Source organism: Enterobacter sp. BNK-29, assembly GCF_048684785.1.
Lineage (GTDB): Bacteria > Pseudomonadota > Gammaproteobacteria > Enterobacterales > Enterobacteriaceae > Enterobacter > Enterobacter cloacae_M.
Genome location: NZ_JBLQTU010000001.1, coordinates 1,947,807 through 1,973,761, shown reverse-complemented (window position 1 = coordinate 1,973,761; position 25,955 = coordinate 1,947,807). Strand labels below are relative to the sequence as shown.

Annotated in this window: 29 protein-coding genes; 13 read left to right on the top strand and 16 right to left on the bottom strand. The window is 56.1% G+C overall.

Annotated elements, in window-relative coordinates:
• Positions 1-39: 39 nt before the first annotated feature.
• Both fdhD and ACMGGX_RS09440 read left to right on the top strand, forming a co-directional pair.
• Positions 40-876: a formate dehydrogenase accessory sulfurtransferase FdhD gene (gene fdhD / locus ACMGGX_RS09445; protein WP_048976994.1), complete on the top strand. Its 837-nt coding sequence runs from the start codon at positions 40-42 to the stop codon at positions 874-876.
• A gap of 114 nt (positions 877-990) precedes the next feature.
• Positions 991-1,203, top strand: coding sequence for a DUF1471 domain-containing protein (locus ACMGGX_RS09440; RefSeq protein ID WP_033146958.1), 213 nt, complete (start codon positions 991-993; stop codon positions 1,201-1,203).
• 39 nt (positions 1,204-1,242) lie between these two features.
• Here ACMGGX_RS09440 and ACMGGX_RS09435 read toward each other — a convergent pair whose 3' ends face one another.
• Complete coding sequence (locus ACMGGX_RS09435) at positions 1,243-1,566, bottom strand: AzlD domain-containing protein (RefSeq protein ID WP_032662707.1); 324 nt, start codon at positions 1,564-1,566, stop codon at positions 1,243-1,245.
• Positions 1,566-2,225 carry an AzlC family ABC transporter permease gene (locus ACMGGX_RS09430; protein ID WP_023309745.1) on the bottom strand — a complete coding sequence of 220 codons (660 nt, stop codon included), beginning with the start codon at positions 2,223-2,225 and terminating at the stop codon, positions 1,566-1,568. The genes ACMGGX_RS09435 and ACMGGX_RS09430 overlap by 1 nt, the downstream gene beginning before the upstream one ends.
• A 103-nt stretch (positions 2,226-2,328) precedes the next feature.
• On the opposite strand from ACMGGX_RS09430, the gene ACMGGX_RS09425 reads away from it, so the two are divergent.
• From ACMGGX_RS09425 to yiiM, 3 genes are all read left to right on the top strand, one after another.
• Positions 2,329-2,877 carry a helix-turn-helix domain-containing protein gene (locus tag ACMGGX_RS09425; RefSeq protein ID WP_202772744.1) on the top strand — a complete coding sequence of 183 codons (549 nt, stop codon included), beginning with the start codon at positions 2,329-2,331 and terminating at the stop codon, positions 2,875-2,877.
• 203 nt (positions 2,878-3,080) lie between these two features.
• Entirely contained in the window at positions 3,081-3,701 is a 621-nt protein-coding gene (gene sodA / locus ACMGGX_RS09420) for a superoxide dismutase [Mn] (protein WP_004203668.1), read from the top strand.
• 194 nt (positions 3,702-3,895) lie between these two features.
• Positions 3,896-4,570, top strand: coding sequence for a 6-hydroxyaminopurine reductase (gene yiiM, locus ACMGGX_RS09415; protein ID WP_420298300.1), 675 nt, complete (start codon positions 3,896-3,898; stop codon positions 4,568-4,570).
• A 53-nt stretch (positions 4,571-4,623) separates the two neighbouring features.
• Here the strand turns inward: yiiM and cpxA are convergent, their stop codons facing one another.
• Both cpxA and cpxR read right to left on the bottom strand, forming a co-directional pair.
• Positions 4,624-5,997: an envelope stress sensor histidine kinase CpxA gene (cpxA, locus tag ACMGGX_RS09410; RefSeq protein ID WP_023309731.1), complete on the bottom strand. Its 1,374-nt coding sequence runs from the start codon at positions 5,995-5,997 to the stop codon at positions 4,624-4,626.
• Positions 5,994-6,692 carry an envelope stress response regulator transcription factor CpxR gene (gene cpxR / locus ACMGGX_RS09405; RefSeq protein WP_006179159.1) on the bottom strand — a complete coding sequence of 233 codons (699 nt, stop codon included), beginning with the start codon at positions 6,690-6,692 and terminating at the stop codon, positions 5,994-5,996. The genes cpxA and cpxR overlap by 4 nt, the downstream gene beginning before the upstream one ends.
• Before the next feature lie 150 nt (positions 6,693-6,842).
• Here cpxR and cpxP point away from each other — a divergent pair, with 150 nt between their 5' ends.
• From cpxP to ACMGGX_RS09375, 6 genes are all read left to right on the top strand, one after another.
• Positions 6,843-7,349 (top strand): cell-envelope stress modulator CpxP, encoded by a 507-nt coding sequence (gene cpxP / locus ACMGGX_RS09400; RefSeq protein WP_420298299.1) that lies wholly within the window; start codon positions 6,843-6,845, stop codon positions 7,347-7,349.
• A gap of 152 nt (positions 7,350-7,501) precedes the next feature.
• Positions 7,502-8,395, top strand: coding sequence for a CDF family cation-efflux transporter FieF (gene fieF / locus ACMGGX_RS09395; protein WP_181594054.1), 894 nt, complete (start codon positions 7,502-7,504; stop codon positions 8,393-8,395).
• Positions 8,396-8,569: 174 nt separating this feature from the next.
• Positions 8,570-9,532 (top strand): 6-phosphofructokinase, encoded by a 963-nt coding sequence (pfkA, locus tag ACMGGX_RS09390; protein ID WP_023309696.1) that lies wholly within the window; start codon positions 8,570-8,572, stop codon positions 9,530-9,532.
• A 232-nt stretch (positions 9,533-9,764) separates the two neighbouring features.
• Positions 9,765-10,754, top strand: a complete 990-nt coding sequence (locus ACMGGX_RS09385) for a sulfate ABC transporter substrate-binding protein (RefSeq protein ID WP_023309695.1) — start codon at positions 9,765-9,767, stop codon at positions 10,752-10,754.
• A gap of 107 nt (positions 10,755-10,861) precedes the next feature.
• On the top strand, positions 10,862-11,605 hold the full coding sequence (locus tag ACMGGX_RS09380) for a CDP-diacylglycerol diphosphatase (RefSeq protein WP_420298298.1): 744 nt from the start codon (positions 10,862-10,864) through the stop codon (positions 11,603-11,605).
• Between the two features lie 73 nt (positions 11,606-11,678).
• On the top strand, positions 11,679-12,983 hold the full coding sequence (locus ACMGGX_RS09375; RefSeq protein ID WP_420298297.1) for an SLC13 family permease: 1,305 nt from the start codon (positions 11,679-11,681) through the stop codon (positions 12,981-12,983).
• 99 nt (positions 12,984-13,082) lie between these two features.
• Here ACMGGX_RS09375 and tpiA read toward each other — a convergent pair whose 3' ends face one another.
• The gene (gene tpiA / locus ACMGGX_RS09370; protein ID WP_014172206.1) at positions 13,083-13,850 is read right to left on the bottom strand and encodes a triose-phosphate isomerase; all 768 of its coding nucleotides are present in this window, start codon (positions 13,848-13,850) and stop codon (positions 13,083-13,085) included.
• Between the two features lie 111 nt (positions 13,851-13,961).
• On the bottom strand, positions 13,962-14,558 hold the full coding sequence (locus ACMGGX_RS09365; RefSeq protein ID WP_023309692.1) for a DUF1454 family protein: 597 nt from the start codon (positions 14,556-14,558) through the stop codon (positions 13,962-13,964).
• Positions 14,559-14,670: 112 nt separating this feature from the next.
• On the opposite strand from ACMGGX_RS09365, the gene ACMGGX_RS09360 reads away from it, so the two are divergent.
• Positions 14,671-15,090: a DUF805 domain-containing protein gene (locus tag ACMGGX_RS09360; protein ID WP_045404241.1), complete on the top strand. Its 420-nt coding sequence runs from the start codon at positions 14,671-14,673 to the stop codon at positions 15,088-15,090.
• Here ACMGGX_RS09360 and fpr read toward each other — a convergent pair whose 3' ends face one another.
• From fpr to ACMGGX_RS09340, 4 genes are all read right to left on the bottom strand, one after another.
• Positions 15,091-15,837 carry a ferredoxin--NADP(+) reductase gene (gene fpr / locus ACMGGX_RS09355; RefSeq protein WP_325760953.1) on the bottom strand — a complete coding sequence of 249 codons (747 nt, stop codon included), beginning with the start codon at positions 15,835-15,837 and terminating at the stop codon, positions 15,091-15,093.
• A 96-nt stretch (positions 15,838-15,933) separates the two neighbouring features.
• A complete protein-coding gene (gene glpX / locus ACMGGX_RS09350; RefSeq protein ID WP_045355537.1) occupies positions 15,934-16,944 on the bottom strand; it encodes a class II fructose-bisphosphatase in 1,011 nt (336 codons plus the stop codon).
• 154 nt (positions 16,945-17,098) lie between these two features.
• Positions 17,099-18,607, bottom strand: coding sequence for a glycerol kinase GlpK (gene glpK / locus ACMGGX_RS09345; RefSeq protein ID WP_023309688.1), 1,509 nt, complete (start codon positions 18,605-18,607; stop codon positions 17,099-17,101).
• Between the two features lie 21 nt (positions 18,608-18,628).
• Positions 18,629-19,474 carry an MIP/aquaporin family protein gene (locus ACMGGX_RS09340; protein WP_014885705.1) on the bottom strand — a complete coding sequence of 282 codons (846 nt, stop codon included), beginning with the start codon at positions 19,472-19,474 and terminating at the stop codon, positions 18,629-18,631.
• 399 nt (positions 19,475-19,873) lie between these two features.
• Between ACMGGX_RS09340 and zapB the strand changes: the two genes are divergently transcribed.
• Positions 19,874-20,113, top strand: coding sequence for a septal ring assembly protein ZapB (zapB, locus tag ACMGGX_RS09335; protein ID WP_010436935.1), 240 nt, complete (start codon positions 19,874-19,876; stop codon positions 20,111-20,113).
• 84 nt (positions 20,114-20,197) lie between these two features.
• Here zapB and rraA read toward each other — a convergent pair whose 3' ends face one another.
• The 6 genes from rraA to cytR all read right to left on the bottom strand — a co-directional run bounded on the left by rraA (position 20,198) and on the right by cytR (position 25,839).
• Entirely contained in the window at positions 20,198-20,683 is a 486-nt protein-coding gene (gene rraA / locus ACMGGX_RS09330; protein ID WP_023309687.1) for a ribonuclease E activity regulator RraA, read from the bottom strand.
• Between the two features lie 92 nt (positions 20,684-20,775).
• On the bottom strand, positions 20,776-21,696 hold the full coding sequence (gene menA, locus ACMGGX_RS09325; RefSeq protein ID WP_033146936.1) for a 1,4-dihydroxy-2-naphthoate polyprenyltransferase: 921 nt from the start codon (positions 21,694-21,696) through the stop codon (positions 20,776-20,778).
• A 68-nt stretch (positions 21,697-21,764) separates the two neighbouring features.
• On the bottom strand, positions 21,765-23,099 hold the full coding sequence (gene hslU, locus ACMGGX_RS09320) for an HslU--HslV peptidase ATPase subunit (protein WP_023309685.1): 1,335 nt from the start codon (positions 23,097-23,099) through the stop codon (positions 21,765-21,767).
• A gap of 9 nt (positions 23,100-23,108) precedes the next feature.
• Positions 23,109-23,639, bottom strand: coding sequence for an ATP-dependent protease subunit HslV (hslV, locus tag ACMGGX_RS09315; RefSeq protein ID WP_008501802.1), 531 nt, complete (start codon positions 23,637-23,639; stop codon positions 23,109-23,111).
• A gap of 94 nt (positions 23,640-23,733) precedes the next feature.
• Positions 23,734-24,720 carry a cell division protein FtsN gene (gene ftsN / locus ACMGGX_RS09310; protein ID WP_348562315.1) on the bottom strand — a complete coding sequence of 329 codons (987 nt, stop codon included), beginning with the start codon at positions 24,718-24,720 and terminating at the stop codon, positions 23,734-23,736.
• A gap of 93 nt (positions 24,721-24,813) precedes the next feature.
• A complete protein-coding gene (cytR, locus tag ACMGGX_RS09305; RefSeq protein WP_023309683.1) occupies positions 24,814-25,839 on the bottom strand; it encodes a DNA-binding transcriptional regulator CytR in 1,026 nt (341 codons plus the stop codon).
• Between the last annotated feature and the right edge of the window lie 116 nt (positions 25,840-25,955).

Genomic DNA, 25,955 nt, shown 5'->3' with positions numbered 1-25,955 from the left:
ATAGCAGGCTCACCTCCGTGGTTGTTCAGGAATACCGCTGTGTCTAAACAAAACCGTGCTCCCCACTCGTCCCCCCTGCCTGCGGGCATTGTGGAACTGTCGGTACACAGACCGCCCCACATTACCCATGCCACGCCGGATTTTCTGGCGGAAGAGGTGCCCGTTGCGCTCGTTTACAACGGTATCTCCCATGTGGTGATGATGGCTTCGCCGAAAGATCTCGAGCTGTTCGCCATCGGTTTTTCCCTCTCGGAAGGCATCATTGACCATCCGCAGGAGATCTACGGCATGGACGTGGTGCAGGCTTGCAACGGCCTTGAAGTGCAAATCGAACTCTCCAGCCGCCGCTTTATGGGGCTGAAAGAGCGCCGCCGCGCGCTGGCCGGACGTACCGGCTGCGGCGTGTGTGGCGTTGAGCAGCTCAATGATATTGGCAAACCCGTTGCGCCACTGCCGTTTACTCAGACCTTTAATCTGGCTCACCTCGACCATGCGCTCGAGCACCTGAATGATGTACAGCCCATCGGCCAGCTGAGCGGCTGCACGCACGCGGCGGCATGGGTGTTGCCGTCGGGCGATATTGCCGGGGGACACGAGGACGTGGGCCGCCACGTGGCGCTGGACAAGCTGCTCGGTCGCCGTGCGCGTGAAAGTGATGTCTGGAGGCAGGGGGCGGCACTCGTTTCCAGCCGCGCCAGCTATGAGATGGTGCAAAAATCGGCGATGTGCGGTGTGGAAATTCTGTTCGCGGTGTCGGCGGCGACCACGCTGGCGGTGGAGGTGGCGGAGCGCTGCAACCTGACGCTGGTGGGCTTCTGCAAGCCGGGAAAGGCGACCGTTTATACCCATCCTCAGCGATTAATTGTTAATCAATAATTTTGAATGATAATAGCAAATCCTTCCGCTTTTAGTTGTTCGTGATGAGGTCTAGTATTTATCTCATCAAGGCACGGTGCCTTACCTAAACAACTTAATGAAAGGGTTTATATCATGAAAAGCATCAAAACTTTTGTCGCTGTAATCGCTCTGGCTACTTCTTTCGGTTCTTTCGCTGCACAGACCGTGACCGCAACCGCCTCTACCATTGATGGCGCAGAAGCTAAAATCGCGGCTCAGGCTCAGGATGCTGGCGCATCATCTTACAAAATTACCCAGGCGTTCTCAGGTAACCGCGTACACATGACTGCTGAACTGACTAAATAAGCTGTCACACCGTCGAAAGAGCGCCCCCGGGGCGCTTTTTTAGCTTATGCCCGCCACGCGCAGCAGCGCGGTTACCACTGCCGCCGCCACGATCACCACAATTAACGGCATCTTCCGCCAGGCCAAAAACACCGCAAACGCCACGCCCAGCACGCGCGCCATGCCGGCAAAGTGGTCACCTTCATAAAACGTGGTCGCCAGCGCCACGGAAAACAGCAATACCGTTGCCGCATCTGACAGCAGCGCCTGTGAACGCTCTGACAATGCCAGCCTGCTGCCCAGTTTCGCCCCGCCAAGACGCATCAGATATGTTCCCGCAGACAAAATGGCGATACCGAGAATAAAAAACGTCATATTTCCCATTATTTTTTCCTCGCAGCGAGACCCAGTAAGGAGAGCAGCACCGGTAATCCCACCGGGGCAAACGGCACGGCGGCCAGTGACAGCGCGGCGCCGCTGCAGGCGCGGATCAACGTGGTGCGGTTTTTAAACGCGGGAACCACCAGCGCCAGCAGTATCGCAGGGAATACCGCATCCAGCCCGATGGTTTCCGGGTCCGGCAGCAGCTTGCCGACCATGGCGCCCAGCAGGGCCCCCAGCGGCCAGACAATCGCCACGCCTAAACCACATAGCCAGTACGCCGCTTTGCGCTGTTCGGGCGTTTTTTGCGACAGGCCAAACACCACGCTTTCGTCATTCATGATGTGGCAGCCCAACAGGCTCAGACCACGTTTGCCGACCAGCTCACGCACCGTCACGCCAAACGGCACGTGCCGCGCGTTGACCAGCAACCCCGCGGCTGCGGCCGCCAGCGGATTACCGCCGCTTGCCACAATGCCGATAAACATAAACTCTGACGCGCCCGCGAGTACAGTGATGGAGAGTACAAACGGTACCCAGACCGGGAAACCGTAGGCCATCGCCAGGGAGCCGTATGACATCCCGACCACGCCGACCGCGAGGCAGACCAGGATGATTGCTTTTATGGTGTCGCCTTTCAGGCAAGAGAGATGATGCTTCATACATTTTTAGCCATATCGAACGTGTATCCATTATAATGAACGCAACAGAAGTGTTTTTCAAGATGAACGATTCGTTCGGTTTATAGAACAATGAGGCCGTTATATGACGCAGCCAATCAGCCTGATCGCTAAAAGTCTGGTGCGGGAACGCTTGCGAACCGGGCTTTCACTGGCGGAAATTGCCCGCCGTGCCGGGATCGCTAAATCCACCCTTTCCCAACTGGAGTCCGGTAACGGTAACCCTAGCCTGGAAACGCTGTGGTCGCTTTGCGTGGCGCTGGATATACCTTTCGCCCGCCTGCTGGAGCCGCAGTTGCCGACCACGCAGGTGATCCGCCGTGGTGAAGGGACGAAAGTGGTTGCCGGACAGGCTAATTATGAAGCCATTTTGCTGGCGGCGTGTCCGCCCGGCGCGCGCCGCGATGTCTATCTTCTGATGACTCAGCCGGGTGCCGATCGCCTCTCCCAGCCGCATTCACCGGGTTCGGTCGAGCATATTATCGTGACGCAGGGGCGGGCGCTGGTCGGCCTGCTTGACGCGCCGGAAGAGCTCGGCGCAGGGGATTACATCTGCTACCCCGCCGATCGGCCGCATATCTTCAAGGCCCTGGAACCAGACACGTATGCGCTGCTGGTGGCGGAACAAAACTAACCCGAGAATGCTGCCATCATTGCGGCAGCATCTTCCGTTAACCTCCTGAGTGAATTACCCATTTTGGCTTTTGTCAGAATGCGAATAACCTTATAAAAACTACGGCATTGATAATCATTTTCAATATCATTTAATTAACTATAATGAACCAACTGCTTACGCGGCATTAACAGCTGTGCCGCCCGACAATAATGGAGAGGATTATGAGTTATACACTGCCATCCCTGCCGTATGCCTACGACGCACTGGAACCGCATTTCGACAAGCAGACGATGGAAATCCATCACACTAAACACCACCAGACCTATGTGAACAACGCGAACGCCGCGCTGGAAAGCCTGCCAGAGTTCGCTAACCTGTCTGCTGAAGAGCTGATCACCAAGCTGGACCAGCTGCCAGCGGACAAGAAAACCGTTCTGCGTAACAACGCTGGTGGCCACGCTAACCACAGCCTGTTCTGGAAAGGCCTGAAGACCGGTACCACCCTTCAGGGCGACCTGAAAGCGGCTATCGAGCGCGACTTCGGCTCTGTTGACAACTTCAAAGCGGAATTCGAAAAAGCCGCTGCAACCCGTTTCGGCTCTGGCTGGGCGTGGCTGGTTCTGAAAGGCGACAAGCTGGCGGTAGTGTCTACTGCTAACCAGGACTCCCCGCTGATGGGTGAAGCAATCTCTGGCGCATCCGGCTTCCCAATCCTGGGCCTGGACGTGTGGGAACACGCTTACTACCTGAAATTCCAGAACCGTCGCCCGGACTACATCAAAGCCTTCTGGGACGTGGTGAACTGGGACGAAGCAGCAGCGCGTTTCGCCGCTAAAAAATAAGGTTGCATTGACGCCTGTGAGAAGCGAGTCTTATGACTCGCTTTTTTTGTATCTGTATACCCGTCATACTTCAAGTTGCAGGTGCGTTGGCTGCGTTCGCTCACCCCAGTCACTTACCTGAGAAAGCTCCTGGGGATTCACTCTCTTGCCGCCTTCCTGCAACTCGAATTATTTAGGGCATAAAAGGAGCAGCGATGCATTATCCGGTGAATGTATTTACAGGCAAGGTAAGGGAGTACGACGGCAGCCGCCCGAGTGCCATCGCCAAAATTCAGGTCGACGGTGAGCTGACGTTAACCGACCTCGGGCTTGCGGGTGACGAGCAGGCCGAAAAGAAAATCCACGGCGGGCCCGAGCGCGCGCTGTGCCACTACCCGCGTGAACACTATCAGCACTGGAAAACCGAGTTTCCCGAGCAGGCGGACCTCTTCGTCGCCCCCGCGTTTGGCGAGAATCTCTCCACCGAAGGGCTCACCGAAAAGAACGTGTTTATAGGTGATATCTACCGCTGGGGCGATGCCCTGATTCAGGTGACGCAGCCGCGCTCGCCGTGCTTCAAGCTCAACTACCATTTCGGTATTCAGGATATGTCAGCCCAGCTGCAAAAAGCGGGTAAAACCGGCTGGCTGTATCGCGTGGTGCTGGCTGGGCAGGTTTCAGCGGACGCGCCGCTTGAGCTGGCGTCGCGCCTGAGCGATGTGTCTGTTTATGAAGCCTGCGCCATTGCCTGGCATATGCCGTTTGACGACGAACAGTATCATCGCCTGCTGTCGGCCGCGGGGTTATCGACCAGCTGGACGAGAACGATGCAGAAGCGGCGTTTAAGCAGCAAGATCGAGGATAATTCGCGGAGATTGTGGGGAAAATAGTCCTCCGCAGAAAGTAGGCCGGGTAAGGCGAAGCCGCCACCCGGCACTAACAGCTACGAACGCTTATACAACGGTAGCCACAGCGTTAACCGTAGTCCACCCAGCGGGCTGTCGTCGGCTTTCACCCAGCCGCGGTGCTGCTGCATGGCGGTTTCAACAATCGCCAGACCCAGTCCCGTACCGCCCGATTCCCGGTCGCGCGCCTCATCGGTACGATAGAACGGACGGAAAATCTGCTCGCGGTCTTCCGGGCTCACGCCAGGGCCGTCGTCATCGACAATGACGGTGATCCCGTCTTTATCCACCGAGAACGCCACCTCAATCTTCGTATGCGAGTAGCGAAGAGCGTTACGCACGATGTTCTCCAGCGCGCTTTCCAGCGTGTTGGGGTTACCGTACAGCGGCCACGGGCCCGGCGGGAAGTTGACGGTGAAGGATTTACCCATCTGTTCCGCTTCGAACGCCGCGTTGTCCAGCACCTCGTGCCAGAGGTGATTCGCTTTCACCGTTTCGCTGACCAGCGCGTTTTTCTGCTGATTGCGCGACATGACCAGCAGGTCGTTGATCATGCTGTCCAGGCGGTGCGCTTCTGTTTCAATACGCTCGAGCTCTTTGCTCTCACCGCTGCGGCGGCGTAGCAGCGCGGTGCCAAGCTGCAAGCGCGTAAGCGGGGTACGCAGCTCGTGCGAAATATCCGACAGCAGACGTTGCTGAGCGGTCATCATGCGGTCGAGCGCGCTCACCATCTGGTTAAAACTGGTTCCGGCGGCAAGGAACTCCTGCGGACCTGCTTCCAGTTCAGGGTGCTGTCGCAGGTTACCCTGCGCCACTTCATCGGCGGCATTTTTCAGCTTGCGCGCCGGTTTTGCCAGGCTCCACGCCAGCCATAACAGCAGCGGCGAGCTGACGAGCATGGTGACAATCAGCAGCAGGAGAGGGCGGTCAAACAGCAGGTTGATAAAATCAGACTGAGAGTTGCTCGCAGGACGGATCAGGTAGAGCTGATAATTATCCTCTCCGTCTCTGACGGAGAAAGGCCCCACCATCTCTACGCGGCCATATTTCTTCTTCTGGGGATGATCGGCGTTATCCGCCTGGCCAATGAAGTTGCGGATAATCTGCATTTCATTGCGATCGGCCCCAATCACGCGGCCTTCGCTGGTCACCAGCAGCAGGCGTTGTCCGGGCGGCGCCCACTTGTCGATAGCGCGAAACAGCCTGCGCCACCACATTAAATCGTTCGGCGGATCGTTTGCCAGCTCGGCTTCCACGTGCTGCTCGATCATCACGCCCTGACGTTGCTCGCTGTCGAGAAGCTCCGTCATCTGGCGTGAGTCGAGTTTTGGCAACATCAGTACGAGCATTAAAACCAGTGCCAGCGTCAGCCAGAAGATGGCGAAGATGCGGGCGGTTAAGCTTCCTATCATGAAGCAGAAACCATCAGATAACCGCGACCACGCAGGGTTTTAAACCATGGGTGACCATCTTTACGCTCCGGCAGCTTACGGCGCAGGTTAGAGATGTGCATGTCGATGGCGCGGTCAAACGGGGTGAGGCGTTTGCCCAGCACTTCCTGGCTTAGATGTTCACGCGAAACCACCTGGCCTAGGTGCTGCGCCAGCAGATACAGCAGGGTGAACTCCGTGCCGGTCAGTTCCAGCGTCTGGCCATCAAAGCTCGCTTCCTGACGGCCCGGGTTCAGGCTCAGGGAGTCGACTTCAAGAGTAGGTGAGCTGTTGTCGGTATTTTGCTGCTGCTCGCTCCAGTGCGAACGACGCAGGATAGCGCGAATACGGGCAACCAGTTCACGGTCGTTAAACGGCTTGGGTAAATAGTCATCCGCGCCCAGCTCAAGGCCGAGTACGCGGTCAAGTTCGCTGCCGCGCGCGGTCAGCATGATTACGGGAGTCTGGTGTGTCTGGCGAAGCTCTTTCAACGTATCAATACCGTTTTTCTTCGGCATCATCACGTCGAGCAAAAGTAAATCGATGCTGTCGTCAAGGAGACTCAGCGCCTGCTCGCCATCATGGGCAACCAGGACGTTGAAACCTTCCATGTCGAGCAACTCCTTTAAAAGGGATGTGAGCTCTCGGTCATCATCAACTAACAGGATTTTATTCATTGTTTAAATACCTCCGAGGCAGAAATTACGACATCAAGGCTGTCTAATCCATGACTTTACGTTGTTTTACACCCCCTGACGCATGTTTGCAGCCTGAATCGTAGACTGTCTCTCGTTGAATCGCGACACGAAAGATTTTGGGAGCAAGTGATGCGCAAAGTTACCGCTGCCGTCATGGCCTCAACGCTGGCGTTCAGTGCGTTTAGCCAGGCTGCTGAAGCTATCATCAGCGATAACAGTCCCTTACAAGAGGGCGCAACGCAGAACAGCAGCCAAAGCCATATGTTTGACGGCATAAGTTTAACCGAACATCAGCGTCAACAGATGCGAGATCTGATGCAGAGGGCACGACACGACCAGCCCCCTGTTAATGTTAGCGAAATGGAGACAATGCATCGCCTTGTCACCGCAGAATATTTTGACGAAAGCGCTGTTCGCGCTCAGGCCGAAAAAATGGCACAGGAACAGGTTGCCCGCCAGGTAGAGTTGGCGAAGGTCCGCAACCAGATGTTCCACCTGCTAACGCCCGAGCAGCAAGCGGTTTTGAATGCCAGACATCAGCAGCGAATGGACCAGCTGCGTGAGGTTGCACGGATGCAGCGAAGCTCAGAAACGACGTTTTTCAGTAGCAATAGCAGTACCCGTAGTAACCAGTAAACCCTGTTTTCCTTGCCATAGACACCATCCCTGTCTTCCCCCACATGATGTGGGGGTTTTTTTTGCCCCGTATCCGCGCTGTTAACCGTTTATTCATCCTTAGACTCCCCATGCTTCCGTTATACTAGCGGCATGACATGACAGGAGCGTTTATGGATCAATCCTATGGAAGACTGGTAAGCCGGGCCGCCATTGCGGCGACCGTCATGGCCTCCAGCCTGTTACTGATTAAAATCTTTGCCTGGTGGTATACCGGCTCGGTCAGTATTCTGGCGGCGCTGGTGGACTCGCTGATGGACATTGCCGCCTCGTTGACCAACCTGCTGGTGGTGCGTTACTCGCTGCAGCCAGCGGATGAAGAGCACACATTTGGGCACGGCAAAGCGGAGTCGCTGGCCGCGCTGGCACAAAGCATGTTCATTTCCGGCTCTGCGCTGTTCCTGTTTTTAACCGGTATTCAGCATCTTGTTTCGCCGACACCGATGAACGATCCCGGCGTAGGCGTAGTTGTGACGATCGTTGCCCTTATATGCACACTTGTTCTGGTAACGTTCCAGCGCTGGGTTGTTCGCAAAACGCAAAGTCAGGCTGTACGGGCGGATATGCTTCATTATCAATCTGATGTTATGATGAATGGAGCTATTCTTATTGCGCTCGGTCTGGCCTGGTATGGCTGGCATCGCGCCGATGCGTTATTTGCGTTAGGGATTGGTATCTATATTTTATATAGCGCCCTGCGGATGGGGTATGAAGCGGTGCAATCACTGCTTGACCGCGCCCTCCCGGACTCAGAACGTAGTGAAATTTTTTCTATCGTGACCTCCTGGCCCGGCGTTAGCGGTGCACACGATCTTCGAACGCGGCAGTCAGGGCCGACCCGCTTTATTCAGATTCATATTGAAATGGAAGACAACCTGCCACTGGTTCAGGCTCACGTTATTGCTGAGCAGGTCGAGCAGGCGATTTTGCAGCGTTTTCCTGGTTCAGACGTCATCATTCACCAGGATCCCTGCTCGGTTGTACCCGGTCATGTTGGGCTTTCGTAATTCGTTGTAAAAAAGTGAGCCAGGCCAGCATTTTGTGTATAAATTACCGCCGTTTGGTCTGACCTGAATCAATTCAGCTGGAAGGGATTGATATACTATTTGCAGTATTCGTTGGTCGATAAGTTTCTTCCGGCAACAGATTTCAATTTTGCATTCCTAAGTTCAGAGGTAGTCATGATTAAGAAAATCGGTGTGTTGACAAGCGGCGGTGATGCGCCGGGCATGAACGCGGCAATTCGTGGTGTTGTCCGTGCAGCGCTGACGGAAGGCCTGGAAGTTTTTGGCGTTTATGACGGTTATCTGGGCCTGTATGAAGATCGTATGGTTCAGCTCGACCGTTACAGCGTGTCTGACATGATCAACCGTGGCGGTACTTTCCTCGGTTCCGCGCGCTTCCCGGAATTCCGTGATGAACACGTTCGTGAAGTGGCTATCGAAAACATGAAGAAACGCGGCCTGGACGCCCTGGTGGTTATCGGCGGTGACGGCTCCTACATGGGTGCAAAACGTCTGACCGAAATGGGCTTCCCGTGCATCGGTCTGCCGGGCACCATCGACAACGACATCAAGGGTACTGACTACACTATCGGCTTCTTTACTGCACTGGGTACCGTTGTTGAAGCGATTGACCGTCTGCGTGACACCTCTTCTTCTCACCAGCGTATCTCTATCGTTGAAGTGATGGGCCGTTACTGCGGCGACCTGACGCTGGCGGCAGCCATTGCGGGCGGTTGCGAATTTATCGTCGTGCCGGAAGTCGAATTTAGCCGTGAAGATCTGGTGGCTGAAATCAAAGCGGGCATCGCGAAGGGTAAAAAACACGCAATCGTGGCTATCACCGAGCACATCTGTGACGTTGACGAGCTGGCGAAGTACATCGAAGCCGAAACCAAACGCGAAACCCGCGCGACCGTACTGGGTCACATCCAGCGTGGCGGTTCCCCAGGCCCGTACGACCGTATTCTGGCGTCCCGTATGGGCGCGTACGCTATCGATCTGCTGCTGCAGGGTCACGGCGGCCGCTGCGTCGGTATTCAGAACGAAAAACTGGTTCACCACGACATCATCGACGCGATTGAAAACATGAAGCGTCCGTTTAAAGGTGACTGGCTGGACTGCGCGAAAAAACTGTACTGATCGGCTCTGTTGCCCGGTGGCGGCAAGGTAAATGCAAAACGGTAACCCTTGGGTTACCGTTTTTTTATGGTTGCTCCCTCTCCCGTGGGAGAGGGTTGGAGTGAGGGCATCAGGCCGCTCATCCACTTCTTTTATTCCACTACGTTATAGCCAATCTTTTTTTATTCTTTAATCCTCGATTCGCTTTCTGGCACGCTGCATTCATCAAAACACTACACAAGAGAGCTGGGCGATGAATAAATGGGGCGTGGGTTTAACATTATTGCTGGCATCGACCAGCGTTCTGGCTAAGGATATCCAGTTACTGAACGTGTCATACGACCCGACGCGTGAACTGTACGAGCAATACAACAAAGCGTTCGCGGCACACTGGAAGCAGGAAACCGGCGACAACGTGGTGGTTCGCCAGTCGCATGGCGGCTCCGGCAAGCAGGCGACGTCCGTGATAAACGGTATTGAAGCCGACGTGGTAACCCTGGCGCTGGCCTACGATGTCGACGCGATCGCCGAGCGCGGCCGCATCGACAAAAACTGGATCAAACGCCTGCCGGATAACTCCGCGCCATACACCTCGACCATCGTCTTCCTGGTGCGTAAAGGAAACCCGAAACAAATTAAAGACTGGAACGACCTGATCAAACCGGGCGTTTCTGTGATTACCCCGAACCCGAAAAGCTCCGGCGGCGCTCGCTGGAACTACCTCGGCGCGTGGGGCTATGCACTGCATCACAACAATGGCGACCAGGCCAAAGCGCAGGAATTCGTGAAGGCGCTGTATAAAAACGTTGAGGTGCTGGACTCCGGCGCGCGTGGCGCCACCAACACCTTCGTCGAGCGCGGGATTGGCGACGTGCTGATTGCCTGGGAAAACGAAGCTCTGCTGGCGACCCACGAGCTGGGTAAAGACAAGTTCGAGATCGTGACCCCGAGCGAATCGATTCTGGCTGAGCCGACCGTTTCCGTGGTCGATAAAGTGGTTGAGAAGAAAGATACCAAAGCGGTGGCGGAAGCCTACCTGAAGTATCTGTACTCGCCAGAAGGCCAGGAAATTGCGGCGAAAAACTTCTATCGTCCACGCGATGCGGCGGTCGCCAAGAAATACGAAGGTGAGTTCCCAAAACTGAAGCTATTCACTATTGACGATGTGTTCGGCGGCTGGACGAAAGCGCAGAAAGAGCACTTCTCCAACGGCGGTACCTTCGACCAAATTAGCCAGCGCTAACCATTAGCCTGTGACACGGTGACCCGGCGTGAGAAATCCGCCGGGTTTTTTATTTGGTCATCATTTTGCGTTACTCTTTTGCCTCTATTGAAAACAGGGAACGCGTTGTGAAAAAAGTTATCTTATTGATCCTCATTGTCATCGCCCTTGCCGCTGGCGGCGTGTACTGGATGAAGGCGGGTAATCCGAATGCGTTGCGCCATATCGTTCTCGACCAGTGTGTGCCGAATCAGATCCAGAACCGTAACCCGGCACCCTGTGCGCAGGTGAAAACGGATGCAGGCTATGTGGTATTTAAAGATCGCAACGGGCCGCTGCAATACCTGCTGATGCCAACCTATCGCATCAACGGCACCGAGAGCCCGCTGCTGACCGACGCTCATACGCCGAACTTTTTCTGGCTGGCGTGGCAGTCGCGCAGCTTTATGACCCTGAAGCGCGGATCCGAGGTGCCTGACAGCGCCATTTCGCTGACGATTAACTCGCCGACTGGCCGCACGCAGAATCATTTTCATATTCATATCTCCTGCCTGCGCCCGGACGTGCGCGAGAAGCTCAACGCGGCACAGGGAGAAATCAGCACCCAGTGGCTGCCTCTTCCGGGGGGGCTGGAAGGACATGAATATCTTGCTCGTCGCGTGACGGAGAATGAACTGGTCCAGCGCAGCCCGTTTATGATGCTGGCGGAAGAGCTGCCGGAAGCGCGCGACCATATGGGGCGTTTCGCGCTGGCAATGGCGCAGCAGTCGGATGGCTCTTTTGTTTTGCTGGCGACCGAGCGTAACCTGCTCACGCTTAACCGCGCGTCTGCGGAGGAACTGCAGGATCATCAATGCACTATCCTGAAGTAACCCCACCATAAATCGCGTTTACTCGGGCTGCCTGTCACCGTAGACTTGCTGAAAAATTCTACAGGAGACAGGTATGTCGCTCTGGTTAACGTATCCTCTGCTGCTGCCCTCACTGATTGTTGGCGTCACCATCGTGCTGTGGGCGACGTCGCTATTGCCGGAATTTATCACCGCGCTGCTGTTCTTCACGGCGGCGATGACCGCCAGAATCGCCCCGCCGGAGGTCATCTTCGGCGGTTTTGCCTCGTCGGCTTTCTGGCTGGTATTCAGCGGCTTTGTGCTTGGCGTGGCGATCCGTAAAACCGGACTGGCGGACAGGGCCGCCCGGGCGCTGTCGGCAAAGCTCACTGACTCCTGGGTGTTGATGGTGGCGAGCGTGGTGCTGCTGAGCTACGCGCTGGCGTTTGTGATGCCGTCGAACATGGGACGTATTGCGCTGCTGATGCCGATTGTCGCGGCGATGGCAAAACGCGCCGGTATCGCCGACGGCTCCCGCGCCTGGTTCGGGCTGGCGCTGGCGGTGGGGTTCGGGACTTTCCAGCTTTCGGCGACGATCTTGCCTGCTAACGTCCCCAATCTGGTAATGAGCGGTGCGGCGGAAGGTTCGTACGGTATCCATCTGAACTATGTCCCGTATCTGCTGCTGCACACGCCGGTGCTCGGTATTCTCAAAGGCCTGATCCTGATTGGCCTCATCTGCTGGCTATTTCCCGGCAGCCCAAAACCGCCGAAGGAACAGGCGCCGTCAGAGCCTATGGGGCGGGATGAAAAGCGTCTTGCCTGGCTGCTGGCGGTGGTGCTGGGGATGTGGGTCACGGAGAGCTGGCACGGCGTGGGGCCGGCGTGGACGGGGCTGGCGGCGTCGATCATCGTCATGCTGCCGCGCGTTGGCTTTATCACCGGGGAAGAATTTTCAGCGGGCGTGAACATGCGCACCTGTATTTACGTCGCGGGCATTCTTGGGCTTGCGATCGTGGTGACGCAAACCGGTATCGGAACGGCCGTGGGCGAGGCATTGCTTCGCATTATGCCGCTGGATGCAGACAGACCGTTCACCAGCTTCCTGGCGCTGACCGGTATTACCACGGCGCTCAACTTCATTATGACCGCCAACGGCGTGCCGGCGCTTTACACCACGCTGGCGCAGAGCTTCTCGGACGCGACCGGTTTCCCGCTGCTTTCGGTGATCATGATTCAGGTGCTGGGCTATTCCACGCCGCTGCTGCCGTATCAGGCGTCGCCGATTGTCGTGGCAATGGGGTTAGGAAAGGTGCCTGCAAGGGCGGGGATGGTGCTCTGTCTGGCGCTGGCTATCGCAACGTATCTGGTGCTGCTGCCGCTGGATTATCTGTGGTTTAGTTTGCTGCGGAAAGTGTAGTTCGGTGCGAGCGGTTTCCCCTCACCCCAACCCTCTCCCAAAGGGAGAGGGAGGAGAAGAGCGGCGGGCAAGCGCAAGCGCCACCCGCCACATAGGCAATTACGCCTGTTTAGCCGCTTCTGCTGCCTTAACGATCACCGCGAAAGCGTCAGCTTTCAGGGATGCACCGCCAACCAGCGCGCCATCGATGTCTGGCTGGGTGAACAGCTCAGCAGCGTTGGAAGCGTTTACGGAACCGCCGTACTGAATAATCACTTGCTCAGCGACCTTCGCGTCGGCTTTAGCAATGTGGTCACGAATGAATTTGTGAACCGCCTGAGCCTGCGCAGGGGTTGCAGATTTGCCGGTACCGATCGCCCAGACTGGCTCGTAAGCGATTACCGCGCCTTCGAACGCTGCCGCGCCCTGGGTTTTCAGCACTGCGTCGATCTGACGTGCACATACTTCTTCGGTTTTGCCCGCTTCGTTTTCCGCTTCGGTTTCACCGATGCACAGAACCGGGATCAGGCCCTGCTCTTTCAGCACGGCGAATTTCTTCGCGATGAACTCGTCGGATTCTTTGTGATAGGTGCGACGCTCGGAGTGGCCGATGATGATGTATTTCGCGCCGATATCTTTCAGCATTTCAGCGGAGGTTTCACCGGTGAACGCGCCAGACAGGTTAACGTCAACGTTCTGCGCGCCCAGGATGATGTGGCTGCCGTCAGCGGCGTGTTTAGCCAGATCCAGGTACATATCCGGCGGAGCGATAGCAACCGCGCAACCCGTCACGCCAGCCAGCTCTTTACGCAGGTTCGCAACCAGTTCGTTTACCATGTGGCGGCTGCCGTTCAGTTTCCAGTTACCCATCACTAAAGGATGTCGCATTTCAATTCTCCACGCTAAATAAGCGAATTAAGGAATATGGCCACCCTGTCGGGCAGCATGGTCTGTGAATCAGTATAGAGATTTTCCCTCGAAAGGCTTTGCTTTTTGTCATTAATTCGCCCCGCCGAGGGTGTCAGATAGTGCCAGCTTAATCGGTTCAACAGCGAAGGTCAGTCCTTTTTCGCCGTTGTCCGCCACAACATAGCGGATCGCGCCTTCGGTATCGGCGTAGTAACGCTTATTTTTCCCGGCGGTGAGGAGTTTTTGCAGCTTTTGCTGACTCTGCTTTTTCGTCAGCGCAGGGGTAAAGGCCTGCAGTACCGCGCTCATGTACTCCAGCGCTTTCGCCTTAGCGGCTTTCTGCTCTGGCCCCTGTATCGGCAGCCAGGTGATTTGCATGCTTTTGATTTTTAACGTACCGCGCTCCAGCGCCGTGGAAGCATACAAATTCTCATTTATCTTGCTTGCCGCACGGGTCAGTGTGGGGGTATCGCGTGAGCCATCAATGGCGCGAAACTCATCCAGCGGCAGCGTGGGGTTGGTCTGATTGAAGGTTTCACGAAACTGGCTGATGGACTGATCGAACGACGGCGCGCCCGCCAGCAGATAGGGTGCTGTGGTCGGGGCTGTTGTTTCGGCGGCGTGCAGGGGATAACCCGCGCTGAGCAGCGCTAAACACAGGAAAAGAGAACGTGCCGAACTTTTCATCAACATTGCCCCTGGCCGTAAGTGCTCATGATTAAAACGATATCTGGTCGGCTTGTCAAAAGGTCACAACTCCAGGGTAAAATGCGCGCTATACGATAATAAGGAACCTTACATGACCATACAGCAGTGGCTGTTTTCATTCAAAGGGCGTATTGGACGCCGTGATTTCTGGATCTGGATGGTGACGTGGGTTATCGCCATGCTGCTTCTGTTTTTCGTTGCTTACAACGCCTGGCTGAGCACGCAAACGGCGGCCTTCGCGCTGGTCTGTCTGCTATGGCCAACGGCGGCGGTTGTCGTAAAACGGCTGCACGATCGCGGACGTTCCGGCGCGTGGGCATTTTTGATTATTCTGGCGTGGATGCTGGTGGCGGGGAACTGGGCGATGCTGCCGTCCATTCTGCCGTGGGTCGTGGGCAGGCTGCTGCCGTCGGTCATCTTCGTGATGATGATTGTCGATCTGGGCGCGTTTATTGGCACCCAGAGCGAAAACAAATACGGTAAAGACACCCTTGAGGTGAAATACCGCTGATCACCAGTAGTGTTCGGCGGTCATATGGCCCGGTCGGCGGCGAAGATGTTTCGTCATCTGCCGGGTATCCTTCAGAAGCTGCTGCGTGTCCCGCACCATCTGCGGGTTGCCGCACAGCATGACGTGGCTGGTTTCAGCGTTCAGCGGCAAACCCACCGCGTCTTCCAGGGCTCCACTCTCAATTAATGCCGGCACGCGGCCGGTAAGCGCTCCTGCTACGGTTTCGCGGCTGACCACCGTCTGAATCTTTAACTTCCCGCCGTACTGCTGTTCAAGCGCCTGCATCTGCGGCAAATAGCTCAGGTCTGCGGAATAGCGCGCAGCGTGCACCAGCACGATGTTTTTAAAGCGCTCCAGATCTTTGCCGTACTGCAAAATAGAGAGATAAGGGCCGATGGCCGTACCGGTTGCCAGCATCCAGAGCGTGTCGCAGTCGGGGATCTCTTCGAGCACGAAGAAGCCAGCCGCTTCACTCACAATTTGCACGTCGTCGCCGGGCTTAAGGGCGGCAAGGCGCGGGCTGAGCTTACCGTCAGGAACGGTGACCAGATAGAACTCGAGATCCGGGTTATCAGGCGCGTTAACGTAAGAGTAGGCGCGCTGCACGCGCTCGCCGTCGACGTCCAGCCCCAGCTTCGCAAATTGTCCGGCTTTAAACGGGTGAACGGGAGCATGTACGGTGAGACTAAATAGCGCATCGGTCCAGAACTGTACCTTTGTGACTTTACCTGTTACCCAGTCCGCCATGATCTTCTCCTGTGCTGTTTCTCTGTTCTATCTTCCGTACTTGTGGTGATAATTTCCAGCCCGTCAGGGCCGGAAAGCTCTATCGATCAAACGGTTTTACAGAATGTGCGTCTGCACGTCCGGGTCTTTGCGGTCGAGATAGTGGATAGATTGAATGCGGCGAATGGTGCGTGATTTACCGCGGATCAGCAGGGTTTCAGTGGTGGCCATATTACCCTTGCGGGTGATGCCGTCCAGCAGATCGCCTTTGGTGATGCCGGTCGCCGAGAAGACAACGTTATCGCTACGCGCCATTTCGTCCAGAGCCAGCACTTTATTGGCCTCGATGCCCATCGCTTCGCAGCGCGCCAGCTCGTTTTCCCCGATACGGCGGTTCTCTTCGCTGTCGCCTTTCACCTCATGGCGGGGCAGCAGACGGGCCTGCATATCGCCATCCAGCGCGCGGATCACTGCCGCGGAGACCACACCTTCCGGCGCGCCGCCGATGCCGTACAGCACGTCGACTTCGCTGTCCGGCATGCAGGTCAGGATCGAGGCGGCAACGTCACCGTCAGGGATAGCAAACACGCGTACGCCGAGCTTTTGCATCTGCGCGATGGTGGCGTCGTGGCGCGGTTTCGCCAGAATCGTCACGGTAAGTTCGCTAAGGGGTTTGCCCAGGGCTTTGGCGATGTTTTGCAGGTTCTCTTCCAGCGGCAGGCTAAGGTCGATTGCGCCCTTCGCGCCTGGACCGACAATCAGCTTTTCCATGTACATGTCCGGCGCGTTCAGGAAGCAGCCCTTATCGCCGACGGCCAGCACCGCTAACGCATTGGCCTGACCCATCGCCGTCATGCGGGTGCCTTCGATCGGGTCGACGGCGATATCCACGGCATCGCCTTTGCCGGTACCGACTTTTTCACCGATATAGAGCATCGGCGCTTCGTCGATCTCGCCTTCGCCGATCACGATGGTGCCGTCAATGTTGACCTGGTTAAGTACTATGCGCATGGCATGGACGGCTGCGCCGTCTGCGGTATTTTTGTCGCCACGGCCCAGCCATTTATAGCCTGCAAGGGCGGCCGCTTCGGTGACGCGGGAAAACTCGATAGCAAGTTCACGTTTCATGAGGTACTCGTGCAATCAAAAGGAATTGCACGAAGTTTATCACAGAGTGGGTAAGGTGCGGTCTGTACTCCCCTCACCCTAACCCTCTCCCCAAAGGGGCGAGGGGACTTAAAACACCCTCTCCCCTTTGGGGAGAGGGCCGGGGTGAGGGGGATTACTCTTCGTGCTCTTCCCACGCCAGGGCGCGTTTCACCGCTTTTTTCCAGCCGCTGTAGCGGAAGTTACGCTCGGTGGTTTCGATGCCCGGGCGGAACTCGCGTTCGATAACCGCTTTTTCCTGCAGCTCGTCCAGGTTCTGCCAGAAGCCTACCGCCAGACCGGCAAGGTACGCCGCGCCCAGCGCCGTGACTTCACGCACTTCAGGGCGCTCAACGCGGGTGCCGAGAATGTCGGACTGGAACTGCATCAGGAAGTTATTCGCTACCGCACCGCCGTCCACGCGCAGGGCGTGCAGACGAATACCGGAGTCAGCCTGCATCGCTTCCAGCACGTCGCGCGTCTGGTAGGCGATGGATTCCAGGGTAGCGCGAATAATGTGGTTAGAGTTCACACCGCGCGTCAGCCCGAAAATTGCGCCGCGTGCATACGGGTCCCAGTACGGTGCGCCCAGACCGGTGAACGCAGGCACCACGTACACGCCGTTGGTGTCTTTCACTTTGGTCGCGAAGTACTCGGAGTCGAACGCATCGCTGATCAGCTTCATTTCGTCGCGCAGCCACTGAATGGATGCACCCGCCATGAACACCGCACCTTCCAGCGCATAGTTCACTTCGCCGCGCGGACCGCAGGCGATGGTGGTCAGCAGGCCGTTTTCTGATTTCACCGCCTTCTCGCCGGTGTTCATCAGCATAAAGCAGCCGGTGCCGTAGGTGTTCTTCGCCATCCCTTCCTTGACGCACAGCTGGCCGAACAGCGCCGCCTGCTGGTCACCGGCGATACCGGCGATAGGAATACGGGTGCCGCCTTTACCGCCGATGTTAGTCTGGCCGTATACTTCTGAAGACTTACGCACTTCAGGCAGCATCGCGCGCGGAATGTCCAGCGCGTCCAGCATCTTGTCATCCCACTCCAGGGTGTTGATGTTGAACAGCATGGTACGCGAGGCGTTGGTGTAGTCGGTGACGTGAACGCGTCCCTGGGTCATCTTCCAGATAAGCCAGGTATCGACGGTACCGAAAAGCAGCTCGCCGCGTTTAGCACGCTCGCGTGAACCTTCTACGTGGTCGAGGATCCATTTCACTTTGGTGCCGGAGAAATACGGGTCAACCACCAGACCAGTGGCGCTGCGCACGTACTCTTCCATACCGTCGCGCTTCAGCTGTTCGCAGATCTCGGATGTACGGCGGCACTGCCAGACGATAGCGTTGTAAATGGGCTTACCGGTTTCACGTTCCCAGACAATCGTCGTTTCACGCTGGTTGGTAATACCAATCGCGGCAATCTCGTCGGAACTGATATCGGCTTTCGCCAGCACTTCGACCAGCGTGGAGCTTTGTGACGCCCAAATCTCCATCGGGTCGTGTTCTACCCAGCCTGGACGAGGATAAATTTGCTCAAATTCGCGCTGTGACACGCTGACGATGTTCGCGTCATGATCCATTACGACAGCGCGGGAGCTGGTAGTGCCCTGGTCGAGCGCAACGATATATTTTTTTTCGGTCATGGTATGTGTCCCGTAGTCAGATTACAGCGAAGCTTTTTGTTGTGCGGTAGAAGTCGTTTCCTTCTCCTCTTCCACACAGGTGTCGCACGGTAAGTGGCGACCAATTAATTTGCGGTAGCTAAACGCACCCAGCGCAGCCCCGACAACCGGCGCAAACAGCGGTACCAGGAAGTAAGGAATGTCTTTGCCACCGGTGAAGGCGACGTCGCCCCAGCCAGCGATAAAGGCGAAGGCCTTTGGTCCGATATCACGTGCCGGGTTCATCGCGAAGCCGGTCAGCGGGCCCATGGATGCGCCAATCACCGCAATCAGCAAACCAATCAGCAGGGGTGCCAGCGGGCCGCGCGGAATGCCGTTTCCGTCGTCGGTCAGCGCCAGGATAACGCCCATCAGAATAGCGGTAATCACCATTTCAACTGCGAACGCCTGCACAAAATTGATATGCGGGTTAGGGTAGGTTGAGAAGATGCCTGCCAGATCCAGACTTTCGACGCTGCCGCGTACCATATGATGCGTCTGTTCGAAGTCGATGAAAAGATTGTAATAAAGCCCGTAAACTAACGCCGCTGCGCAAAACGCGCCGGCAAACTGAGAAAGAATGAAAGGAACAACTTTGCGTCCGTCGAAGCACGCGAACAGCCACAGTGCGATTGTCACCGCCGGGTTAAGATGTGCACCAGAAACCCCTGCAGTCAGGTAGATGGCCATCGCCACGCCCAGACCCCAGATGATACTGATTTCCCACTGACCAAAACTGGCACCCGCCACTTTCAGTGCAGCAACACAGCCCACTCCGAAGAATATCAACAACCCGGTACCAAGGAACTCGGCAATGCACTGGCCTTTTAAGGTTGATGTCTGACTCATAATCGGAATCCTGAAGAAATTGATGTTTATTGTTAGCATGGCCGCCCGTGACAGCCACGATGCCCTGTAGACATAGTGTTAATTTATCGTTAACGAGCAAAAACGAGAAATATCGAAATCAAAATGTGTGGTCTGTGTCAATAAAATGAGCGTTTTCGCGCCATAAAGCACATTTTTGCATCAGTACAGGAATGTGAGCTGAATCATTTCATTAACGAATCAGTTAACAATTTAGGGGTATATGACGCGAACACACCAGGACCAGACCTAAAAGTGTTGCAAACCGCGATCTGCGCGGTGTGTCGCTGGACACAGAGCGCCGCGCTCCATACAATCGACGGTATATGTCGTGCGCGTTTATGTTAAAGCGTCGCCTTGCAATTCAGGAGAGGTAGCATCATGTCTTTAGAAGTGTTTGAGAAACTGGAATCGAAAGTACAGCAGGCGATTGACACCATCACCCTGCTGCAGATGGAAATTGAAGAGCTGAAAGAAAAGAACAACAGCCTGGCGCAGGAAGTTCAGAACGCTCAGCACGGCCGCGAAGAACTGGAGCGCGAAAACAACCAGCTGCGCGAACAGCAGAACGGCTGGCAGGATCGCCTGCAGGCGCTGCTGGGACGTATGGAAGAAGTCTAATTTCTCTCGGGAAATACAGATGAAATAAGCCGGGTAAGGCGTCGCCGCCACCCGGCTTTTTTATGGTTCTCGCTGACTTTTTTACTACTCGATATCCAGCGGGTCTTCCGACAGGATAATGCCGGTATTATCGGCGTAGAGATGGTCCCCGGAGAAGAAGGTCACGCCGCCGAAATTGACGCGCACGTCGCTTTCACCGATGCCGTCACCCGCCGCCCCTACCGGTATGGCCGCGATGGCCTGAATCCCGATATCCAGGTCTTCCAGATCGTCCACCTGACGCACGGAACCGTACACCACAAGGCCTTCCCACTCATTCTGAACGGCAATGCCGGCCAGTTCAGCATCAATCAGTGCACGGCGCACGGAACCGCCGCCGTCGACCACAAGAACGCGGCCGCGGCCATTCTGTTCGAGCAGATCGTACAGCAACCCGTTGTCCTCGAAACATTTCACCGTGACGATTTGACCGCCAAACGACGACCTCCCACCAAAATTGGAGAACAGCGGTTCAACGACGTTGACATCTTCCTGGTAGATGTCACAAAGCTCGGAGGTATCGTATTTCATAGGTTTAACGCTCAGTTGCTGCGAATGTGTTCAGTATATCGTGCGAAATGCGTTGTTGGCAAAATCATCAATTGTTAATTGATATTTGTCAGCTAACGCAGCGTCTGGCTTAAAACAATCCCGATGACGAACAACAGGTTAGTCAGCAACGCGCCTTTTACCGTGCGTTCCAGCATCGGCGGCATGGCGGACGGGCTGAGTTCACGCATCACAAAGCGGGCCTGCTTAATCAGCAGCGGCGCGGCAAGCACAAACAGCCAGCCCCACAAGCTCTGCAAGGAAATCAGGTTAAACAGCGCCAGGCAAACCAGCGCGCCAATGAGCAGGCAGGCGTGATAGCGGCGCGCATTGACCGGCCCCAGACGAACCGCCAGGGTATTTTTGCCGTTCTCGCGATCGCTGTCGATGTCGCGCAGGTTGTTGATGTTGAGCACCGCCGTCGCCAGCAGACCACAGGCGGTCGCGGGCAGGAACAGGGCAGGGATCACCGTATGCGCCTGCAGGTACCAGCTTCCCATCACGCTCAGCCAGCCGAAGAACACCAGTACGGAGATATCCCCGAGCCCAATATAACCGTAAGGACGCGTGCCGACGGTGTAGGTGATGGCCGCGATAATGGCCAGTAAGCCCAGCACCAGGAAGCCAATGAAATCGCTGGTGGTCTTAGACGCCACCGTCACCAGCGCCAGGCCGGATACGCAGATCAGCACTACGGTGATAATCAGCGCGCGTTTCATCTGCGCCTGGGTAATCACCCCTTTCTGCATTCCGCGCAGCGGTCCGATGCGGTCCGGCTTGTCGCTGCCTTTTACCGCGTCGCCATAGTCGTTGGCGAGATTGGAGAGAATTTGCAGCAGGCCGGCGGTAATCAGTGCCAGCGCGGCGACCAGCGGATCAAAATAACCCTGCCACCAGGCAAGGGCGGTGCCGACGATAATTGCGGCAAAGGCCAGAGGAAGCGTTTTAGGGCGCAGACTTTCGAGCCACGCCTGAGTACGGCTGATGTCAGTCATAAGTATTTAGCCAATAAAAATGGGGGCATTAGCCCCCATTAAACGTGATGAGAATCCAGTAACCGCGATTATAGGATAAAACGGCTCAGATCTTCATCTGCCACTAACGCATCCAGATGTTTACTCACATATTCTGCGTCAATGGTAACGGTTTGACCGTTAAGGTCGCTCGCGTCGTAAGAGATATCTTCAACCAGGCGTTCCAGCACGGTATGCAGGCGACGCGCACCGATGTTCTCGGTGGTTTCGTTGACCTGCCATGCGGCTTGGGCAATACGCTTGATACCGTCTTCGGTGAACTCGAGGTTCACGCCTTCGGTCGCCATCAGCGCTTTGTACTGTACGGTAGCAGAGGCGTTTGGCTCGGTCAGGATACGTTCGAAATCTTCGGTGGTCAGCGCCTGCAGCTCAACGCGAATTGGCAGACGCCCCTGCAGTTCGGGGATCAGATCCGACGGGCTGGCAACCTGGAACGCCCCTGAAGCGATAAACAGGATGTGGTCCGTTTTCACCATGCCGTGCTTGGTGGAGACGGTGCAGCCTTCAACCAGCGGCAGCAGGTCGCGCTGAACGCCTTCGCGGGACACGTCCGGGCCGGAGCTGTTGCCGCCGCGCTTACAAATTTTGTCGATTTCGTCGATAAACACGATACCGTGCTGCTCAACCGCGTCGATAGCGTCCTGCTTCAGCTCTTCCGGGTTCACCAGCTTCGCCGCTTCTTCTTCAATCAGCAGCTTCATCGCGTCTTTAATTTTCAGCTTACGCGCTTTCTGCTTCTGGCCGCCCAGGTTCTGGAACATGGACTGCAGCTGGCTGGTCATCTCTTCCATGCCCGGAGGCGCCATGATTTCCACACCCATTGGTGCGGCAGCGAGATCGATCTCAATCTCTTTGTCGTCCAGCTGGCCTTCACGCAGCTTCTTGCGGAATGCCTGGCGCGCAGCGGACGGTTCCGCCTGCTGTTCTGCCTGGCCCCAGTTGTTTTTTGCCGGTGGGATCAGCACGTCGAGAATGCGCTCTTCGGCCATCTCTTCCGCGCGATAGCGGTTTTTCTCGATCGCCTGGACGCGCACCATCTTGATCGCCGAGTCGGTTAGATCGCGGATGATGGAGTCCACTTCTTTACCCACATAGCCCACTTCGGTGAACTTGGTGGCTTCAACTTTGATGAACGGCGCGTTAGCCAGCTTCGCCAGACGACGGGCAATTTCGGTTTTACCGACGCCGGTCGGGCCGATCATCAGAATATTTTTCGGCGTCACTTCGTGGCGCAACTCTTCGTCAAGCTGCATACGACGCCAGCGGTTACGCAGGGCGATAGCCACGGAACGCTTGGCGTTATCCTGGCCGATAATGTGTTTGTTCAGTTCGCTGACAATTTCGCGTGGGGTCATTTCAGACATGGGAGATCCTTACGCTTTGGAGGTCAATTCTTCGATGGTGTGGTTGTGGTTGGTATAAATGCAGATATCACCTGCAATATCCAACGCCTTCACCGCGATATCACGCGCGTTCATGTCGGTATTTTCCAACAGCGCGCGGGCTGCAGCCTGGGCATAAGGGCCGCCAGAGCCGATGGCAATCAGGTCATTTTCCGGCTGAATGACGTCACCGTTACCGGTGATGATCAGCGAGGCGGTTTCATCGGCTACGGCCAGCAGCGCTTCGAGCTTGCGCAGCATGCGGTCGGTACGCCAGTCTTTCGCCAGCTCAACGGCAGCTTTCACCAGATGACCCTGGTGCATTTCCAGTTTGCGTTCAAACAGTTCAAACAGCGTGAAGGCGTCCGCCGTGCCGCCAGCAAAACCGGCGATCACTTTGTCGTTGTAGAGACGGCGCACTTTCTTCACGTTGCCTTTCATGACGGTATTACCCAGCGTGGCCTGGCCATCACCGGCGATTACCACATGGCCGTTACGGCGTACACTTACTATTGTTGTCACGAGCAGACCCCCTGGTTACAGAATCGGGAAACAGAAGCCCTGAGCCTGTGCTCAGGGCTGAATTAAATGATAGATGGGGGGGATTTTGGGGGTTTCAACCCCCGGAGGCGAGTCGAATGCAGTTTGTGTGGCCGGCGATTTTCAACCGCGAAATGGTGCCATCGGCATTTTCTTTGCCTTTGACCGGCCCAATCACCACGCGATTCCAGCCGTTATTGGTGGTAATACGCGAATCAAACCCTTCAAAGGCCAGCTGCGCGCGCACCGTTTCCGCCTGCTCTGCGCCTTTGAACGAACCGCACTGTACCATCCAGCGGCGCTCGTCTTTTTTCTCTGCCGTCTGCTTCGGCGCTTCGGTCTCTTTGGTCACCGGCGCTGCCTGCTGCGTTTTCGGCTGCTGCGCGGTGGTATGCGCTGGCGTCTGGAGCAGATCCTGATACGGCTGAGCCGCCTGTTTCTGCGGCTGCGTTTTCGGCTGCTGCTGAATAGGCTGAGACTGCACCGTACGCGTCTGCTGCTGGTATGGCTGTTCCGTTACCCGCGGCTGTGCTTTCGGCTGCTGCACCGGCTGGGTTTGCGCCCACTGCTGCTGCTGGATCTGCTGTTGCGCCTGACGTCGCTGCAGCGTTTGCTGGCGCTGCGCCGGCGTCTGCTCATTCCACGGCACTTCGTTCAGCTGCGTAGGCTGCTGGCGCATATCGGCCTGCATTTGTGCCAGCAGCTGGCGCTGTTCATCCGTCAGCTGATTCGCATTCTGCACTTCACCACCCGCAGAAGGTTCGGTTGGCGCACGCACCCCAGGCTGACGGCTTTCCAGCTCTTTGATATAGCGCCAGCGCTCTTCAGGCTTCGGAGGAAGGCCATTTCCGGCAACTTTACTGGCCTGAAGCGCCTCAGACTCTTCTTTTTTATGGTGCGTGATGAAGTACAGGCCACCAATAAAGGCGACGACTACAGCCGCAGCAATAGCGACCATTGCTGGCGATACAGCAGGCAGGTTACGTTGCTTTTTCCTTGAGCTACTCTTTTTGCGTCGCGAAGGTGCCGGCTGGCCGCGACGTACATAATCTCGTTGTGCCACTATCGTTTCGCTGTATTTATTCGTTCGTCAGTCCGCCATGTTACTTAAGCGGCGGGGCTTTGACCAGATAAGGGTATCCGAAAGACGTTTACTTTAAGTCAATGCCTGGGTAGTGCCGCGGACAATCAGTTCACAGTCCAGCAACCGCGAGCCGCTGCTAACTGTTTGACCGTGAAGCTGATCCAGCAGAAGCAGCATCGCTTCGCGGCCGATTTGGTAGCGCGGCTGAGCGACCGTTGAGAGCGGCGGATCGCAAAATTCTGAAAGCGAAATATTGTCGAATCCGATGATCGATAAATCTTTCGGTATCCGCAGGCCGCGGCGTTTAGCGTACGATAATGCGCCCAGCGCCATCACGTCGCTGTGACAAAATACGGCGGTTGGCGGTTCAGGCAGGTCCAGAAGTTTCTCCAGCGCTTGTCCACCCGCGGCGAAGGTAAAGTCACCGCGCGCAATGTAGTGCGGATCGACGGTGACGCCGGTACGGCGCAGCGCCTGAACGTAGCCCTGTAAGCGATAGTGACACAGCGGCATCTCTTCAGGCCCGGCAATACAGCCAATGCGCTTATGCCCCAGCTCCTGAAGATAGTTTACGGCGTTGAACGCGGCGGTGAGGTTATCAATGTGGACCGTCGGCAGCTCCAGCTCCGGCGCAAACTCGTTCGCCATCACCATCGGCGGTAAATTACGCTGCTCTTCAATGCTGGCATCAAACGGCAGGCGAGAGCCAAGCAGCAGCATGCCGTCGATCTGCTTGGTGATAATGAGATCGATGAAGGTTTTTTCCTGCTGGTTCTGATGAGCACAGTCGCCAATCAGCACCAGGTAACCCTGTTCCGCTGCGGTGACTTCAATACCGCGGATAATCTCGCTGAAGAAGGGGTCACAGATGTCCGGCACAATCACCAGAATGGTGCGCGACTCATTGCGTTTAACGTTACGCCCCATTGCCTGTGGGAAATAGCCCACTTCAAGCGCAGCCTGCTCCACCCGGTTACGGGTCGCCTGGGAGACTTTATCCGGGTTCATTAATGCGCGGGATACCGTTGCCGTAGAGACTTGTGCTTTCTGGGCAACGTCTTTCATGGTCGCCGGTGCAACCTCTTTCCTGGACTTCAACGTCTTCTCCTCGCCTGAACACCGAACTTCTGACATCACCATTTTTACAGATAGTTAATGGAATCGGTTACAGAATTTTCATGAAAAGTGTGAGGAACGTTAAATTTTTCGATCCG